Genomic DNA, 14,722 nt, shown 5'->3' on the forward strand with positions numbered 1-14,722 from the left:
ATTAGTTCGAGCTTACGAAAGCGTCAGAGTAAAAGTTTTTAGATGGGAGCCCAACAGCAAGCAACTGCTCACGTGCGGTGTGAATCATTGAATCCGAACCACAGGCATAAACCACCGAGTCGGTAAGGTCGATGTTGTCAGCAAGCAATACGTCTTGGACATAACCTATACGCCCAGCCCACTGAGCATCTGCGCGGGACAGGACAGGAATAAAGTTAAGGTCCAGTTGCAACAGCTGTGGATTCCAGTACAAGTCTGCCTCAGTTCGCCCACCCCAATATACATAAATGTTTTTTCCAGCCAGTTGCAGCGACTCTGTTGCCAGTGTCTCCAGCATTGCCTTAACCGGCGCTATCCCGGTACCCGTCGCAAGAAATATGAGATTTCCCAGTTTAGTGTTACGCAAACTAAAGGTACCTAAAGGGCCCTCTAGCCTCAACAAGTCATTTATTCGAGCACCGCCAAACCAATATTGGCTCATTACTCCCTGGGGTACGTGCCGAACATGCAATTCAAGCTTGCCATCTTCCCGTTGAGCATTGGCAAGTGAGTAGCTACGTCGCACGCCTTCTTTACCAATAACATCTATATATTGACCAGCAAGATAACGCAGGGAGTTGTTCGGCGGTGCTCTAAGTACGACTTTAATCACATCAGCAGCCACCATCTCGATTAAGTCGATTCGACATGGCAGTGTTTTCGTTTGAATATCTGAGAGGTCGCCAAGATCATCAACATCCAGATCAAGATCACTAAGGGCGGACCGGCAACACGTCAGTATGTAGCCCATGGCTAACTCAGCTTCATTTAGCCCCTGCTCTCCCTGCATGATGGAGGTATCGCCCCGCAAAACCTTGGCTTTACAAACACCGCAACGCCCGGTTCTGCAACTGTACTCAAGCACGACACCTTGTGATTTAGCACTCTCAAGCAAGGTCCGTTCTTTATCAGCGATAAAAGCTTTGTGATTGGATAAGGTTACAGTTGCCATACTCTAATTACTGACTTCTACTTTGTGTATTAATGATTTTCTCAATATGGTCAACTTGGTCGGCCACAACTTGAGGGTTCGCCCGTGCCTCGACATTCAACCGCAACAACGACTCGGTATTCGAAGAACGCAGACTCATGCGCCAGTTAGCGAACTCCAAACTGATGCCATCGGTGCTGTCCAGCTTCGGCTTTTGCCCGGCATAGTGATCCAGCACGGCTTGGATCACCGCCTTGGCATCGCTGACGTTGTAATTGATTTCGCCGCTGCAGGGATAGGCGGCCATGCGCTCGCCGACCAATTGCGAGAGGGTTTTGCCCTGAGTGCTGATCAGTTCGGCCACCAGCAGCCAGGGGATCATTCCGCTATCACAGTAGGCGAAGTCACGAAAGTAGTGATGGGCGCTCATTTCACCGCCATAAATGGCATCTTCCTTGCGCATGCGTTCCTTGATGAAGGCATGGCCGGTTTTGCACTGGATGGCCTGGCCAGCGAACTGCTGGCAAATATCGATGGTGTTCCAGGTCAGCCGCGGGTCGTGGATGATCTTGGTACCCGGCTCCTTCTGCAGGAAGGCTTCCGCAAGCAGGCCGACGATGTAGTAGCCCTCGATGAACTCGCCATGCTCGTCGAACAGGAAGCAGCGGTCGAAATCACTATCCCAGGCAATTCCCATATCGGCTTGGTGGGCCTTAACAGCCTCGGCTGTAGCTGCGCGGTTTTCCGGCAGGATGGGGTTGGGGATGCCGTTGGGGAAGGTGCCGTCCGGCTCGTGGTGCACCTTGATGAATTCGACCTGGACGCCCATGGCCTGGAAACGTTGTTCCAGCGCATCGATGACGTGGCCGGCAGCGCCGTTACCGACATTGACCACCAGTTTCAGCGGCTTGAGCTGCTCGGCTTTGAGGTAGCCGAGCAGGTGCTCGATATAGCCGTCGAGGCAGCTTTGCCGACTGAGCTGGCCGCGACGGATTACGGGCGGGAAGGCGTTGGCTTCGGCCAGGCCCTGGATATCCTTGAGGCCGGTGTCGCCACTGATGGGCCGGGCGCCACGGCGCACCAGCTTCATGCCGTTGAAGTCGATGGGGTTATGGCTGGCGGTGACTTCGATGCCGCCGTCGACATCAAGGTGGAAAGCGGCGAAATAAACTTCTTCTGTGCCAGTCATGCCCAGATCGATCACATCGCAGCCAGCGTCCATCAGGCCATTGGCCAGGGATTGTTTGAGGCCCGGCGTGGACAGGCGCATGTCACCGCCGATGACGACGCGTTTGGCATCGAGAAACTGAGCATAGGCACGACCAATGCGGTAGGCGATGTCCTCATTGAGTTCGGTCCCAAGTTGGCCGCGTATGTCGTAGGCTTTGAAACAGGTGAACCGTGTCATTGAGTGATGCGCCTTTAAATTCCAGTAAGCTGGCGAGACAGCTCGATTGATGAAACAAATCTTATAGCTAGCGCTCTTCTGCACGCGCGTTCTGGCGGCAGCTTGCAATGTACAAGGCTGGAGCCGTGCCTACGTTGTAGAGAGTATTAGTGGCGCTTTAATCCATATGGGTAACAGCCAATCGATGCAACACTGCAGGCCGCCAATTCACTCCTCTTTACAGCTAGCCGTTTGAGCCAGACACATTTTCCGTTACCCCCTGCCCTACCTTTAGGATGTGTAGAAAGGGCTCTAGGCCGTTGTTAAGGCCACATTTGTATATGTTGCCAGGTGCCGGCTAAATGGCAGCCTCTTTAAATTCATTTTGCCTTGATCGTGAGACGCTTTTACTTTGCGCTTTAGATACGATTTGGCCGGTGTAGCAATTACAGAACACTCTCAGCAAGTGTCACTCCTGCGAGAGTCAAGCATCGCTGGCCCCACTGGGAATGACCAATTCCAGATCACACCCGGCCTGTTTGTACAGTGCCTTGAGACGTTCGCCGAGTTCGTACTTGGCGCTAGGGTCACCGTGAACAATGCGCACTTGGCTTGGCCGGAGACGCATACCCGTAACGAAGCCCAATAAGCCTTTTTGATCGGCATAGGCTGAGTAGCCGCCTATGGTATTAATTTTGGCGCCAATCTTGTAGCGCTCGTGGTCGAAATCCACGTAACCACCGCGCTCACCATACATCTGGATGGCGCGGCCGGGTGTGCCTTGCGCCTGGTAACCGATGAAGAGCACGTCGTGACGTGGGTCGTGGAGCATAGCCTTTAGATAATTGACTATTCGACCGCTGCTGCACATTCCGTTCCCTGCAATTACAATGGCAGGACGAGCGGTTTGCGCCAAATGACGTACCATCGCCAAATGTGCCTGGTGGCTGTCGACGGTGAGCAATTGCTCGAAGGCAAGTGGCTTGCAGCCCTGCTTGGCACGCTCAAGCGCTTCGCTGTCCCAGAAAGGTTTTAGCTCGCGATATACCTGGGTAAAGCGACTGGCCAGGGGTGAGTCGAGGATGATCGGCAATGTCGGCCAATCGATTTCGACTGTGCTGTCGCACTTGCCAGCCTTCAGTGACAGACTAGGCGCAACTGCTCTCGCCTGACCTTTGCCGCCCGCATCAAGCCTTTTGCTGTGAATGATGTCTTCTAGCTCATAAAGCAGTTCTTGCGTGCGCCCAATGCTAAAAGCAGGGATCAACACTGTGCCGTTATTGGCCAGGGCTTTTTCAATGACCCGATCCAGACGCTGCCTCCGGGTGCGCCGGTCTTCGTGTAGGCGGTCGCCATAGGTGCTTTCGACCACCAGGATATCAGCGCGGTATGGTGGTCTCGGTGCGGGCAATAGCGGTGCATGAGGCGCACCTAGATCGCCTGAGAAGACGATACGTTTCTTCTCGCCGGTTTTTGGGTAATGCAGGTCGACTTCGACATAGGCCGAACCGAGGATATGCCCAGCGCGTTGTAGGCGGATACGGCAGGTCAGGCTCTCGCTCTCATGCAGATTGAACCAGGTCTTATAGGGCAAGGCGATGATGCGCTGCTCGACCAATTTAATGTAGCGCTCAACCTGCCTTTGATCGCTACTGAAACCCAGCTTGAAGGCATCTTCGAGGACGATGGGCAGCAACTTGGCAGAAGGCTCGCTGCATAGAATCGGCCCCTTGAAACCAGCCGCCAGCAAATAGGGAATACGCCCCACATGGTCAATATGCACATGGGTGGCGACCAAGGCTTTGATGGTGTCGAGCGGGAACTCAATAGCCAGACGATCGGCAGCAGATTTACCTTCACCCGAGGTTTCCGCACCTTGAAACAGACCGCAGTCGATCAGAAGGCTGTGCTCGGCATCCATTAGCAGCTGATGACAGGAGCCGGTCACGCCATCTTTGGCTCCATGGTGGAGAATGTCTGGGTAGTCCATGGTGTCGGTCCGAGTTAATCCGTTAACGGGGAGGAGCGGTTAGGGCTTTAGCGTGTAATCCTGCATTTACGATCACTGCATAAGGGAACCAAGGCCAAAAAAATCAAATGACCCGCAGCTGGGAACCTGGTATGGCCATAGGCCAATACAAGTAATGCTCATTACTGCTGGCCACCCACGCTCGGAAACAGAGACTCACAACAAACCCTTGCTACACGGTTAGACCTATCAGCAATTGCTGATAGGTTCAGCCATTTTAGCGGAGCGTTTTTTTAGCATTAGGCGGATTAAGGCAATAAACACACCCAGCATACCGCCCAGCACCAAACCCAGCGCTACTATAAGGGGCTTCTTGGGTTTTATTGGTTGAGCCGGTAATGCCGACGCTTGTTCTACACGGTATAGCGATTCTGCCGATACCGAATGACTCACACCGAGTGCTTGAAAATACTCATTCAACTGTACGGCAGAAACATCTGTTACATAGGCCATGTAACCGTCGAGATATTTTTTGGCGCCTTCTGCCGATACTGAAACTACCGAAACAGTAACTGGATCAAAATTTGACTTACCCCTTTTAACTTGAACCACATAATCGCCTGATTCCTTCAGCGTATTGTTGAACTCCACTGAAACAGCAGCCGACTCAAAATTCTTAACCACGAGTGCAAGCGCATCATTAGCGAGATCTGTACCGATAGCAATGGCAGACTTAGTAGTTTGCTGCTGCCCCACACCTATATCACCAACAATTAAACCGAATGCGTTTACAGGGGCTGGAGCAAGAACAGTCGTGACGGAGTAAACAGGTTTACTAATAAATATATAAACGACTGCAAACATTAAGGCCAATGATATAACAGCGGAGATTAACCACTTTTGCCCCCATAAACCTTGAAGCAACTCGATAAGATCGATTTCATCTTCATTGGTTTGATATGGGTATCTTGGCTCGGTCATTGTAGATCCAACTCTCGTAAAAATTATTTTCAAGCTGACGCCACTTCTACACGACGTACAATCAGAATTACTCATTCGGTTGACATGCCATTAAGATGCATGCCTCGACTGACCATTTGACTCAGAGAGTGGGCTATCACAGCTCTCGCGGCATGCGTTTACACCGGATAAAGCCACAGACGCCAATCACTACTCAGACTAACCAGTCTTGCCGTGAATCAAAGCAGGCATTTTGCCATTGCTTGGCGGATATTCCCACACCGGATAGCTGTAAATTTATCCACAGGGCATAACAAGGCTAAACTCAGTAACAAGCTAATGCGCCCCAGCATAAAAAACAGGGCAACCACACATCACCCTTCAGCTGCTTTTTGAAAGTGCCGAGCAACGATATAGTACGTAGAGGTATTTCCAGATAAGCAATGTGCGCGCTGGACCCACAGTAAACGGCATAATCTGATGGATTGCTGCACAGCCAACCGAAGCATAAAGGGCAACTCGAGCTCAGACAGCCAGCCCATCACGCAATAGCCTGGGCTTGCCATACCGGGGTCTGGCATTTACAAGATGACTGCCTCATTAAACCTTAGAGGCTTCATTTTTTGGAAGGGCTAGGACCTAGACCTAGATATTGCAAGGGCGTAGCCGCCGCTTAATAACTGAGTAAAAACTAAAGACCTTATTCGTCCTCATTCACCCGATCACGCAGCTCTTTTCCCGGCTTAAAGTGCGGCACAAATTTACCGTCCAAACTCACGGAATCGCCCGTCTTGGGATTACGTCCTACCCGCGGTGCACGATAGTGCAGCGAGAAGCTGCCAAAGCCGCGAATTTCGATGCGATCGCCCGTCGACAGGGCCTGCGACATTTGCTCAAGCATGGTCTTGATTGCTAACTCGACATCCTTTGATGAAAGCTGCCCCTGATGGGTGACGATGCGCTCGATCAACTCCGACTTGGTCATGGTTTTCCCTTCTTTTTCAAGCGGCTAGATCACTAGATAGAACGTTTTTAGCATGCCTGATTAGATTTGAACAGCCTATAAAACAATACCTTAGCGATTTTCAGGCACAAAAAAGGGCGACCGAAGTCGCCCTTTTTTCTGGATTAGCTGAACTTAGCTCTGCTTTTCCATTTGCGCGCGGAGCAGATCACCAAGGGTGGTCGGGCCCGCGGCAATGTCAGAGGCAGCTGGCTTATCGCGCAGGCTCTGGATTGCTTCTTTTTCGTCTTCAACGTCTTTCGACTTGACCGACAAGCTGATTACGCGGCTCTTACGGTCAACGCTGATGATCTTGGCTTCTACTTCTTCGCCTTCTTTCAGTACGTTGCGCGCGTCTTCGACGCGGTCACGGCTGATTTCGGAGGCTTTCAGTGTGGCTTCGATGCCTTCAGCCAGGGTGATGATTGCGCCTTTAGCGTCAACTTCTTTAACGATACCACGCACGATGGTGCCTTTATCGTTAACAGCAACGTAGTCGGAGAACGGATCTTCTTCCAGCTGCTTGATGCCGAGGGAAATGCGCTCACGCTCCGGATCAACGGAGAGGATAACGGTTTCCAACTCGTCGCCTTTCTTGAAGCGGCGTACAGCTTCTTCGCCTACTTCGTTCCAGGAGATGTCGGACAGGTGAACGAGGCCGTCGATGCCGCCATCCAGACCAATGAAGATACCGAAATCGGTGATCGACTTGATGGTGCCGGAGATCTTGTCGCCCTTGTTGAACTGACCGGAGAAATCTTCCCACGGGTTAGTTTTGCACTGCTTGATGCCGAGGGAGATACGACGACGCTCTTCGTCGATATCCAGAACCATAACTTCCACTTCGTCGCCGACGTTAACGACTTTCGAAGGATGAATGTTTTTGTTGGTCCAATCCATTTCGGATACGTGCACCAGGCCTTCCACTCCTTCTTCCAGCTCTGCGAAGCAGCCGTAGTCGGTTAGGTTGGTTACGCGCGCAGTAACACGGGTGTCCTGCGGGTAACGCGCCTTGATGGCAACCCATGGATCTTCGCCCAGCTGCTTAAGGCCGAGGGAAACACGGTTGCGCTCACGATCGTACTTGAGGATCTTAACGTCGATCTCGTCACCAACGTTGACGATTTCGGACGGATGCTTGATGCGCTTCCAAGCCATGTCGGTGATGTGCAGCAGGCCATCGACGCCACCCAGATCGACGAATGCGCCGTAATCCGTGAGGTTCTTAACGATACCTTTAACTTGCTGACCTTCCTGCAGGGATTCCAGCAGCGCTTCGCGCTCTGCGGAGTTCTCGGCTTCGAGGACGCTGCGACGGGAAACGACAACGTTGTTGCGCTTCTGGTCCAGCTTGATAACTTTGAATTCGAGCTCTTTGCCTTCCAAGTGAGTGGTATCACGCACTGGACGGACATCGACCAAGGAACCTGGCAGGAACGCACGGATGCCGTTAACGTCGACTGTGAAGCCGCCCTTAACCTTACCGTTGATAACGCCCGTAACCACTTCCTCAGCGGCGAAAGCTGCTTCCAGAACGATCCAGCACTCGGCACGCTTGGCTTTCTCACGGGACAGCTTGGTTTCACCAAAGCCATCTTCAACCGCGTCCAGCGCTACGTGAACTTCGTCACCGACCTTGATGGTCAACTCGCCAGCGTCGTTGTGGAACTGCTCCAGCGGGATGAGGCCTTCAGACTTCAAACCAGCGTGAACGGTTACCCAACCAGCTTGGTAATCGATGTCGACGATGATAGCGGTGATGATTGAGCCAGCCTGAAGGTTCAGGGTTTTTAGGCTTTCTTCAAACAGTTCAGCAAAGCTTTCGCTCATTTTAATTCCTGTTGATTCAGGGCGGGAAATCCGCCCAAACCACACTCCAGACAATGTGGGTACGTTTATGTAAAAAGAAGCAGGCGGGTCTAGGACTGGGTTCCCGTAAGCTTCCTTGGCGAGCCGGTCAGCTTAAGCAGCTGTGGCTCTGGTCATCCAGCGAGGTCACGAGTGGCGACTTCGCTGAGGATTCGTTCAAGCACTTGTTCAATCGAGAGTTCAGTGGAATCCAGCTGAATTGCATCGGCCGCCGGCTTGAGTGGGGCCACTGCACGCTGAGTATCGCGCTCATCGCGCGCCTGAATCTCATCAAGAAGACTCGCGAGATTAACATCATCGCCTTTGGCCTTCAACTGCAGGTAACGGCGACGGGCACGTTCCTCGGCGCTGGCGGTGAGGAAGACCTTTAGCGGCGCATCGGGAAACACCACGGTGCCCATGTCGCGACCATCGGCGATCAGTCCAGGCATCTCCTGAAACGCTTGCTGGCGTTGCAACAGCGCATCACGCACGGCAGGCAAGGAGGCAACCAGTGACGCGCCAGCACCGACTTGTTCGTTACGAATCAGATCGGTGACCTCGTCGCCTTCAAGAATAATGCGCTGACCGCGACCATCACCGGCAGCAATAAATTGCACATCCAGATGAGCGGCAAGTAGCTTCATTGCTTCTTCGTTGGTCAGGTCGACGCCATGATTACCCGCCGCAAATGCCAATAAACGATAGAGCGCGCCCGAATCCAGCAGATTCCAGCCCAACTGTTTAGCCAGCAAGCCAGCAACCGTACCTTTGCCAGAACCGCTCGGCCCATCGATGGTGATAACCGGTGCGACGATCATGCCTTACCCTCCTCGGCCACACGGATACCCACCTGAGCCGACAGCGCCAGGAAGTTAGGGAACGAGGTGGCCACGTTGGTGCAGTCGTGAATGCGAATCGGCGCCGTCGCGCGCAGTGACGCCACGCTAAACGACATGGCGATACGGTGATCACCGTGCGCCCAGACCTCACCACCACCGATGCTGCCACCGTCGATAATAATGCCATCCGACGTAGGCTCAACCTTGACGCCAAGCGCCGCTAAACCATCAGCCATGACCTGAATACGGTCAGATTCTTTGACTCGCAGCTCTTCAGCGCCACGCAGCACGGTACGCCCTTCGGCCACCGCAGCAGCAACAAACAGCACCGGGAATTCGTCGATGGCCAGCGGCACCAGATCTTCCGGAATATCAATGCCTTTGAGCTTGGCGCTACGCACACGAATGTCCGCCACCGGCTCACCGCCGACCTCACGCTGGTTTTCCAGCGTAATATCGCCGCCCATCAATTTAAGGATATCGATGACGCCGGTACGAGTCGGGTTGATCCCGACATGCTCAAGCACCAACTCGGAGTCTTCGGCGATGCTGCCGGCCACCAGGAAGAACGCGGCCGAAGAGATATCCGCCGGCACTTCAATATGGGTCGCGGTCAGCTTGTGACCGGACTCCACAGTGGCAGTATTACCCTCAACCATTACCGGATAGCCGAAGCCGCGCAGCATACGCTCGGTATGATCACGGGTCGGTGCCGGCTCGATCACCGTGGTCGAACCCGCCGCGTACAGACCCGCCAACAACATGCAGGATTTGACCTGCGCACTGGCCATCGGCATTTCATAGGTCATGCCGCCCAGGCGACCACCGGCACGAATGGTGAGTGGCGGACGCCCTTCAGGCCCGGTTTCAATAATTGCGCCCATGGCCCGCAATGGCTTGGCCACGCGATTCATCGGCCGCTTGGACAGCGAGGCATCACCGGTCAAGGTGGTATCGAAGGACTGCGCCGACAGCAGGCCTGCCAACAGGCGCATCGATGTACCGGAGTTACCCAGGTAGATCGGGCCAGGTGGCGCCTTCAAACCATGCAAACCAACACCGTGCACGGTGACGCGGCCATGGTGCGGCCCTTCGATGACCACGCCCATGTCGCGGAACGCCTGAATGGTGGCCAGCGCATCCTCACCTTCAAGGAAGCCCTCAACCTCAGTCACCCCTTCAGCCAGTGAACCGAGCATGATCGAGCGGTGCGAGATGGATTTATCACCCGGCACACGAATTCGCCCAGAGAGTTTGCCGCCAGGGTTAGCCAGAAAAATCAGATCGTTCGAGTGCATAGCGTCCACATAGGCCCTACGGGCGAGAATTTTGCCGAAATGCTCACGGGCCACACGGGCGCGCGTAAATACGCCCAGCAGTTGATGCCCGTCCCCAGCGTCAACCGCGTCGCGCAAGGCGTCGAGGTCGTCGCGAAATACGTCCAGCGTGCGCAGCACCGCCTCGCGATTGGCGAGAAAGATGTCATGCCACATGACTGGATCACTGCCGGCAATGCGCGTGAAGTCGCGAAAGCCGCCAGCAGCGTAACGAAAAATTTCTAGGTTCTCACTGCGCTTGGCCAGCGAGTCCACCAGCGTAAAGGCCAGCAGGTGCGGCAGGTGACTGGTCGCGGCCAGCACCTGATCATGATGCTCGACGTCCATATGCTCGACATCCGCACCGAGCTCGCGCCACAAGCCATCCACCAACGCCAACGCCGCCGCATCACTCTGCTCGCTCGGCGTCAGGATCACCTTATGTCGACGAAACAACTCAACATTGGCGGCCTCTACACCACTTTGCTCGGAGCCGGCTATCGGATGGCCCGGTACAAAGCGCACAGCCCGACCCGCAAAGGCCAAGCGTGCAGCGCGCAGCACATTGCCCTTGGCGCTGCCGACATCGGTCAGCACCGCAGTGCCCAGATCAAGCTTAGCCAACTCGCCCAGGAGCTTCTCCATGGCCAAAATCGGCACCGCTAGCTGAATCACCGCAGCACCCTGACATGCCGCCGCCAGGTCGGTCTCGCAGCGATCAACCACACCCAAGTCGACTGCCATACGCTGCGACTCGGGATCCAAATCGACCCCCACCACCTCACTGAACAGGCCGCGCTCGCGCAGGCCCTTGGCAAAGGAGCCACCAATCAACCCCAGGCCGATAACCACCAGGCGCCCGAGCTTAGGCGCAGCAGATGGCAGTGCAGTGTCAGCCGCGTTTAAATCACTCACGTGCGCAACACCTCAGCCAGCGCCTCAAGGAAGCGGGCGTTCTCCGCGGGCAAACCAATCGATACGCGCAAGAAGTTTGGCATACCGTAACCGGCCACTGGCCGCACGATGACGCCAGCACGCAGCAGCGCCTGATTGATCGCCGCGGTATCACGGGCAAAATCCACGGCAATAAAGTTGCCCTTGGACGGAACCCAGCTTAACCCCAGCGCACTCAGCCCAACCTCAAGCTGCGCCATGCCGGCATCATTGAGCTGACGGCTTTGCGTCAAATAATCGCCATCATCCAGCGTCGCATAGGCCGCAGCCAAGGCCAGGCTGTTGACGTTGAACGGCTGGCGCACGCGGTTGAGCACATCGGCGATCTGAGCCGAGCTGAGCGCGTAACCAACGCGCAGCGCCGCCAGACCATAGGCCTTGGAGAAGGTGCGCGAGACCAGCAGATTGTCATAGCGTGCCAGGTACTTGAGGCCGTCTGGCAGCTCATCACCCTCGGCATACTCGATATAGGCCTCATCCAGCACCACCAGCACATTGCTGGGCACCTGCGACAGGAAGCGCTCTAGCGCCTCAGGGCCGAACCAGGTGCCGGTCGGGTTGTTCGGATTGGCGATAAATACCACGCGGGTGTTTTCATCAATCGCGACGAGCATGGCCTCAAGGTCGTGACCGTAATCTTGCGCCGGTACGACTTTGCCCTGCGCACCGACCGCCTGAGTGGCAATCGGGTAGACGGCAAAGGCGTATTGGCTGAACACCGCATTCAGACCCGGCGCCAGGTAGGCACGTGCGACCAGGTCGAGAATATCGTTGGAGCCGTTACCCAGGGTGACCTGATTAACCTGCACGGCGCAACACGCAGCCAGACGGCTTTTCAGCTCAAAGCCGTTGCCATCGGGGTAACGGGTCAACTCGGCCAGCTCAGCACGAATCGCCTCCAGGGCTTTAGGGCTGGGGCCGAGTGGGTTTTCGTTACTGGCCAGTTTGACGATGCTAGCCGGATCCAAATCCAGCTCACGGGCCAGCTCATCCACCGGCTTGCCTGGCACATAGGGCGACAACTGCTGTACGCCTGGCTGGGCCAAGGCGAGGAAATCGGTCATAACAAAGCCTCACGCTTAAAGCCGCAAGCCTCAAGTACAGCCCGGCGTCGATGCGCGTGTAGCTTGAAACCCGAGGCGTGCCGCAGCAGTTTTAAAGTACCGCTTTGGGGTAGGAGCCCAGCACCTTGAGCGCCACAGCTTCCTGATTGATCTTTTCCAGCACGTCCTTGATCAACGGATCGCGGTGGTGGCCGACGAAGTCGATAAAGAACACATAGGTCCATTTACCGCTGCGCGACGGACGGGTTTCGATGCGGGTCAGGTCGATACCATTGTTGTGGAACGGCACCAGCAACTCATGCAGCGCGCCCGGCTTGTTGCTCATGGAAATGATCACCGAGGTTTTGTCGTCACCGGTCGGCGGTACTTCCTGGCTGCCAATGATCAAGAAGCGCGTGGAGTTATCCGGGCGATCCTCAATCTTCTCGGCAATCTTGCTAAGGCCGTACAGGCTAGCCGCCATATCACCGGCAATCGCAGCACTGTTCCACTCGCTTTTCACCCGTTTGGCGGCATCGGCGTTGCTCGATACGGCCACGCGCTCAACGTTGGGGTAATGCGCGTCTAGCCACTTGCGGCACTGCGCCAAGGACTGGGCGTGGGAGTAGATTCGGGTGATTTTGTCGGTCTTGGTGGTTTCACCCACCAGCAGGTGGTGGTGAATGCGCAGCTCGACTTCGCCGCAGATGACCATGTCGTGTTCAAGGAAGCTATCGAGGGTGTGATTGATTGCGCCTTCCGTGGAGTTTTCCACCGGCACCACACCAAAGTTCACTGCACCGGCAGCCACTTCACGGAACACCTCGTCGATAGCAGCCATCGGCACGCTGATCACTGCATGGCCAAAGTGTTTCATCGCCGCCGCTTGCGAGAAGGTGCCCTCTGGACCGAGGTAAGCGACCTTGAGCGGGTTTTCCAATGCCAGGCAGGAAGACATGATTTCGCGGAACAACCGCGCCATCTCCTCGTTACCCAACGGGCCTTTATTACGTTCCATGATGCGCTTGAGCACCTGAGCTTCACGCTCCGGGCGGTAGAACACCGGCTTCTCGCCTTCCGGCAGCGCCTTCATCTTGACCCGCGCCACTTCTTCAGCGCAGCTGGCGCGATCACTGATCAGCGCGAGAAGCTTTTCATCGAGGTTATCGATGCGCAGGCGCAGGGCCTGCAATTCCTGCTCGGACACTACATCAGTCATCAGCCGTGCTCCTTTTCAAACTCGGCCATGTAAGCGACCAGTGCCTCAACAGCATCCAGGCCCACCGCGTTATAGATCGAGGCACGCATGCCGCCGACCGAACGGTGACCCTTGAGGTTAAGCAGACCACGGGCGTCAGCTCCGACGAGGAACGGCTTGTCGAGCTTCTCGTCAGCCAGACGGAACGGCACGTTCATCCAGGAGCGGGCGTTATGGGCTATCGGGTTGCTGTAGAAATCGCTGGTATCGATGGCGCTGTACAGCAGGTCTTTCTTGGCGCGGTTGATGCGTTCCATAGCGGCTACGCCGCCCTGCTCTTTCAGCCACTCAAACACCAGGCCGGAGAGGTACCAGGAGAAGGTCGCCGGGGTGTTGTACATCGAGCCGTTGTCGGCGGCGACTTTGTAGTTGAGCATGGTCGGACAGACGCTGCGGGCACGGCCGAGCAGGTCTTCACGCACAATGGTCACCACCAGGCCACTGGGGCCGATGTTCTTCTGCGCGCCGGCGTAGATCAGGCCGAACTTAGACACATCAATTGGCCGCGAGAGGATATCGGAGGACATGTCCGCTACCAGCGGTACATCACCGAGCTCAGGCACCCAATCGAACTGCAAGCCGCCGATGGTTTCGTTGCTGGCGTAGTGCAGGTAAGCGGCGTCTTTCGACAACTGCCAATCGTTCTGCCCGGGAATGGCGAAGTAGTCATAGGCCTTGGCACTGGCGGCGACATTAATGTTGCCGTAGCGACTGGCTTCTTCAATGCTTTTCTTTGACCAAATGCCGGTATCGACATAGTCGGCGACACCGTCTTCTGGCAGCAGGTTAAGCGGAATTTCAGCAAACTGTTGGCTCGCGCCGCCTTGCAAAAACAGCACTTTATAATCGGATGGAATTTCCATCAGGTCACGCAGGTCCTGTTCAGCCTTTTCCGCGATGGAGGTGTACTCCTCGCTGCGGTGACTCATTTCCATGACCGACAGGCCTTTACCTTGCCAATCGAGGAGTTCCGCCTGGGCACGTTGCAGAACAGCTTCAGGAAGCGCGGCCGGGCCGGCGCAGAAGTTAAAGGCTCGCTTGCTCACATCCACTCTCTCTCAGATTCACCGAGCATCAACGCCCCTCGCGATGACGCATCCACTGCCTTAATCGCCGCCCGTAGGATGGGTTAGACGCGCAGCGGCGTAACCCGTCATTGCTGCTGACGCTGC

At 55.4% G+C, this 14,722-nt stretch carries 11 protein-coding genes; all 11 read right to left on the bottom strand.

The features are described from left to right. Window position 1: 1 nt before the first annotated feature. Window positions 2-991: an FAD-binding oxidoreductase gene (locus BMZ32_RS01230; RefSeq protein WP_090238443.1), complete on the bottom strand. Its 990-nt coding sequence runs from the start codon at window positions 989-991 to the stop codon at window positions 2-4. Window positions 992-998: 7 nt separating this feature from the next. Then, the gene (locus BMZ32_RS01235) at window positions 999-2,378 is read right to left on the bottom strand and encodes a phosphohexomutase domain-containing protein (protein WP_090238446.1); all 1,380 of its coding nucleotides are present in this window, start codon (window positions 2,376-2,378) and stop codon (window positions 999-1,001) included. 463 nt (window positions 2,379-2,841) lie between these two features. Next, on the bottom strand, window positions 2,842-4,347 hold the full coding sequence (locus BMZ32_RS01240; RefSeq protein WP_090238449.1) for an MBL fold metallo-hydrolase: 1,506 nt from the start codon (window positions 4,345-4,347) through the stop codon (window positions 2,842-2,844). A 228-nt stretch (window positions 4,348-4,575) separates the two neighbouring features. Next, window positions 4,576-5,307 carry a Wzz/FepE/Etk N-terminal domain-containing protein gene (locus BMZ32_RS19660; protein WP_341860677.1) on the bottom strand — a complete coding sequence of 244 codons (732 nt, stop codon included), beginning with the start codon at window positions 5,305-5,307 and terminating at the stop codon, window positions 4,576-4,578. 679 nt (window positions 5,308-5,986) lie between these two features. After that, complete coding sequence (ihfB, locus tag BMZ32_RS01250; RefSeq protein WP_090238453.1) at window positions 5,987-6,271, bottom strand: integration host factor subunit beta; 285 nt, start codon at window positions 6,269-6,271, stop codon at window positions 5,987-5,989. Between the two features lie 153 nt (window positions 6,272-6,424). Further along, the gene (gene rpsA / locus BMZ32_RS01255; protein WP_090238456.1) at window positions 6,425-8,119 is read right to left on the bottom strand and encodes a 30S ribosomal protein S1; all 1,695 of its coding nucleotides are present in this window, start codon (window positions 8,117-8,119) and stop codon (window positions 6,425-6,427) included. Between the two features lie 152 nt (window positions 8,120-8,271). Beyond that, a complete protein-coding gene (cmk, locus tag BMZ32_RS01260; RefSeq protein WP_090238459.1) occupies window positions 8,272-8,958 on the bottom strand; it encodes a (d)CMP kinase in 687 nt (228 codons plus the stop codon). Beyond that, a complete protein-coding gene (locus BMZ32_RS01265; protein ID WP_090238462.1) occupies window positions 8,955-11,210 on the bottom strand; it encodes a bifunctional prephenate dehydrogenase/3-phosphoshikimate 1-carboxyvinyltransferase in 2,256 nt (751 codons plus the stop codon). The genes cmk and BMZ32_RS01265 overlap by 4 nt, the downstream gene beginning before the upstream one ends. Beyond that, complete coding sequence (gene hisC, locus BMZ32_RS01270) at window positions 11,207-12,313, bottom strand: histidinol-phosphate transaminase (protein WP_090238465.1); 1,107 nt, start codon at window positions 12,311-12,313, stop codon at window positions 11,207-11,209. The genes BMZ32_RS01265 and hisC overlap by 4 nt, the downstream gene beginning before the upstream one ends. A gap of 91 nt (window positions 12,314-12,404) precedes the next feature. After that, window positions 12,405-13,511 carry a prephenate dehydratase gene (gene pheA, locus BMZ32_RS01275; protein ID WP_167376705.1) on the bottom strand — a complete coding sequence of 369 codons (1,107 nt, stop codon included), beginning with the start codon at window positions 13,509-13,511 and terminating at the stop codon, window positions 12,405-12,407. After that, window positions 13,511-14,596, bottom strand: a complete 1,086-nt coding sequence (serC, locus tag BMZ32_RS01280; RefSeq protein ID WP_090241482.1) for a 3-phosphoserine/phosphohydroxythreonine transaminase — start codon at window positions 14,594-14,596, stop codon at window positions 13,511-13,513. The genes pheA and serC overlap by 1 nt, the downstream gene beginning before the upstream one ends. Window positions 14,597-14,722: the final 126 nt, after the last annotated feature.

Source organism: Pseudomonas guineae (genome assembly GCF_900113745.1).
Lineage (GTDB): Bacteria > Pseudomonadota > Gammaproteobacteria > Pseudomonadales > Pseudomonadaceae > Aquipseudomonas > Aquipseudomonas guineae.

Excerpts from the sequence above, each read along its gene's own strand:
- BMZ32_RS01230 (WP_090238443.1), bottom strand. The coding sequence starts at position 991 with ATGGCAACTGTAACCTTATCCAATCACAAAGCTTTTATCGCTGATAAA.
- BMZ32_RS01235 (WP_090238446.1), bottom strand. The coding sequence starts at position 2,378 with ATGACACGGTTCACCTGTTTCAAAGCCTACGACATACGCGGCCAACTT.
- BMZ32_RS01240 (WP_090238449.1), bottom strand. The coding sequence starts at position 4,347 with ATGGACTACCCAGACATTCTCCACCATGGAGCCAAAGATGGCGTGACC.
- BMZ32_RS19660 (WP_341860677.1), bottom strand. The coding sequence starts at position 5,307 with ATGACCGAGCCAAGATACCCATATCAAACCAATGAAGATGAAATCGAT.
- ihfB (WP_090238453.1), bottom strand. The coding sequence starts at position 6,271 with ATGACCAAGTCGGAGTTGATCGAGCGCATCGTCACCCATCAGGGGCAG.
- rpsA (WP_090238456.1), bottom strand. The coding sequence starts at position 8,119 with ATGAGCGAAAGCTTTGCTGAACTGTTTGAAGAAAGCCTAAAAACCCTG.
- cmk (WP_090238459.1), bottom strand. The coding sequence starts at position 8,958 with ATGATCGTCGCACCGGTTATCACCATCGATGGGCCGAGCGGTTCTGGC.
- hisC (WP_090238465.1), bottom strand. The coding sequence starts at position 12,313 with ATGACCGATTTCCTCGCCTTGGCCCAGCCAGGCGTACAGCAGTTGTCG.
- pheA (WP_167376705.1), bottom strand. The coding sequence starts at position 13,511 with ATGACTGATGTAGTGTCCGAGCAGGAATTGCAGGCCCTGCGCCTGCGC.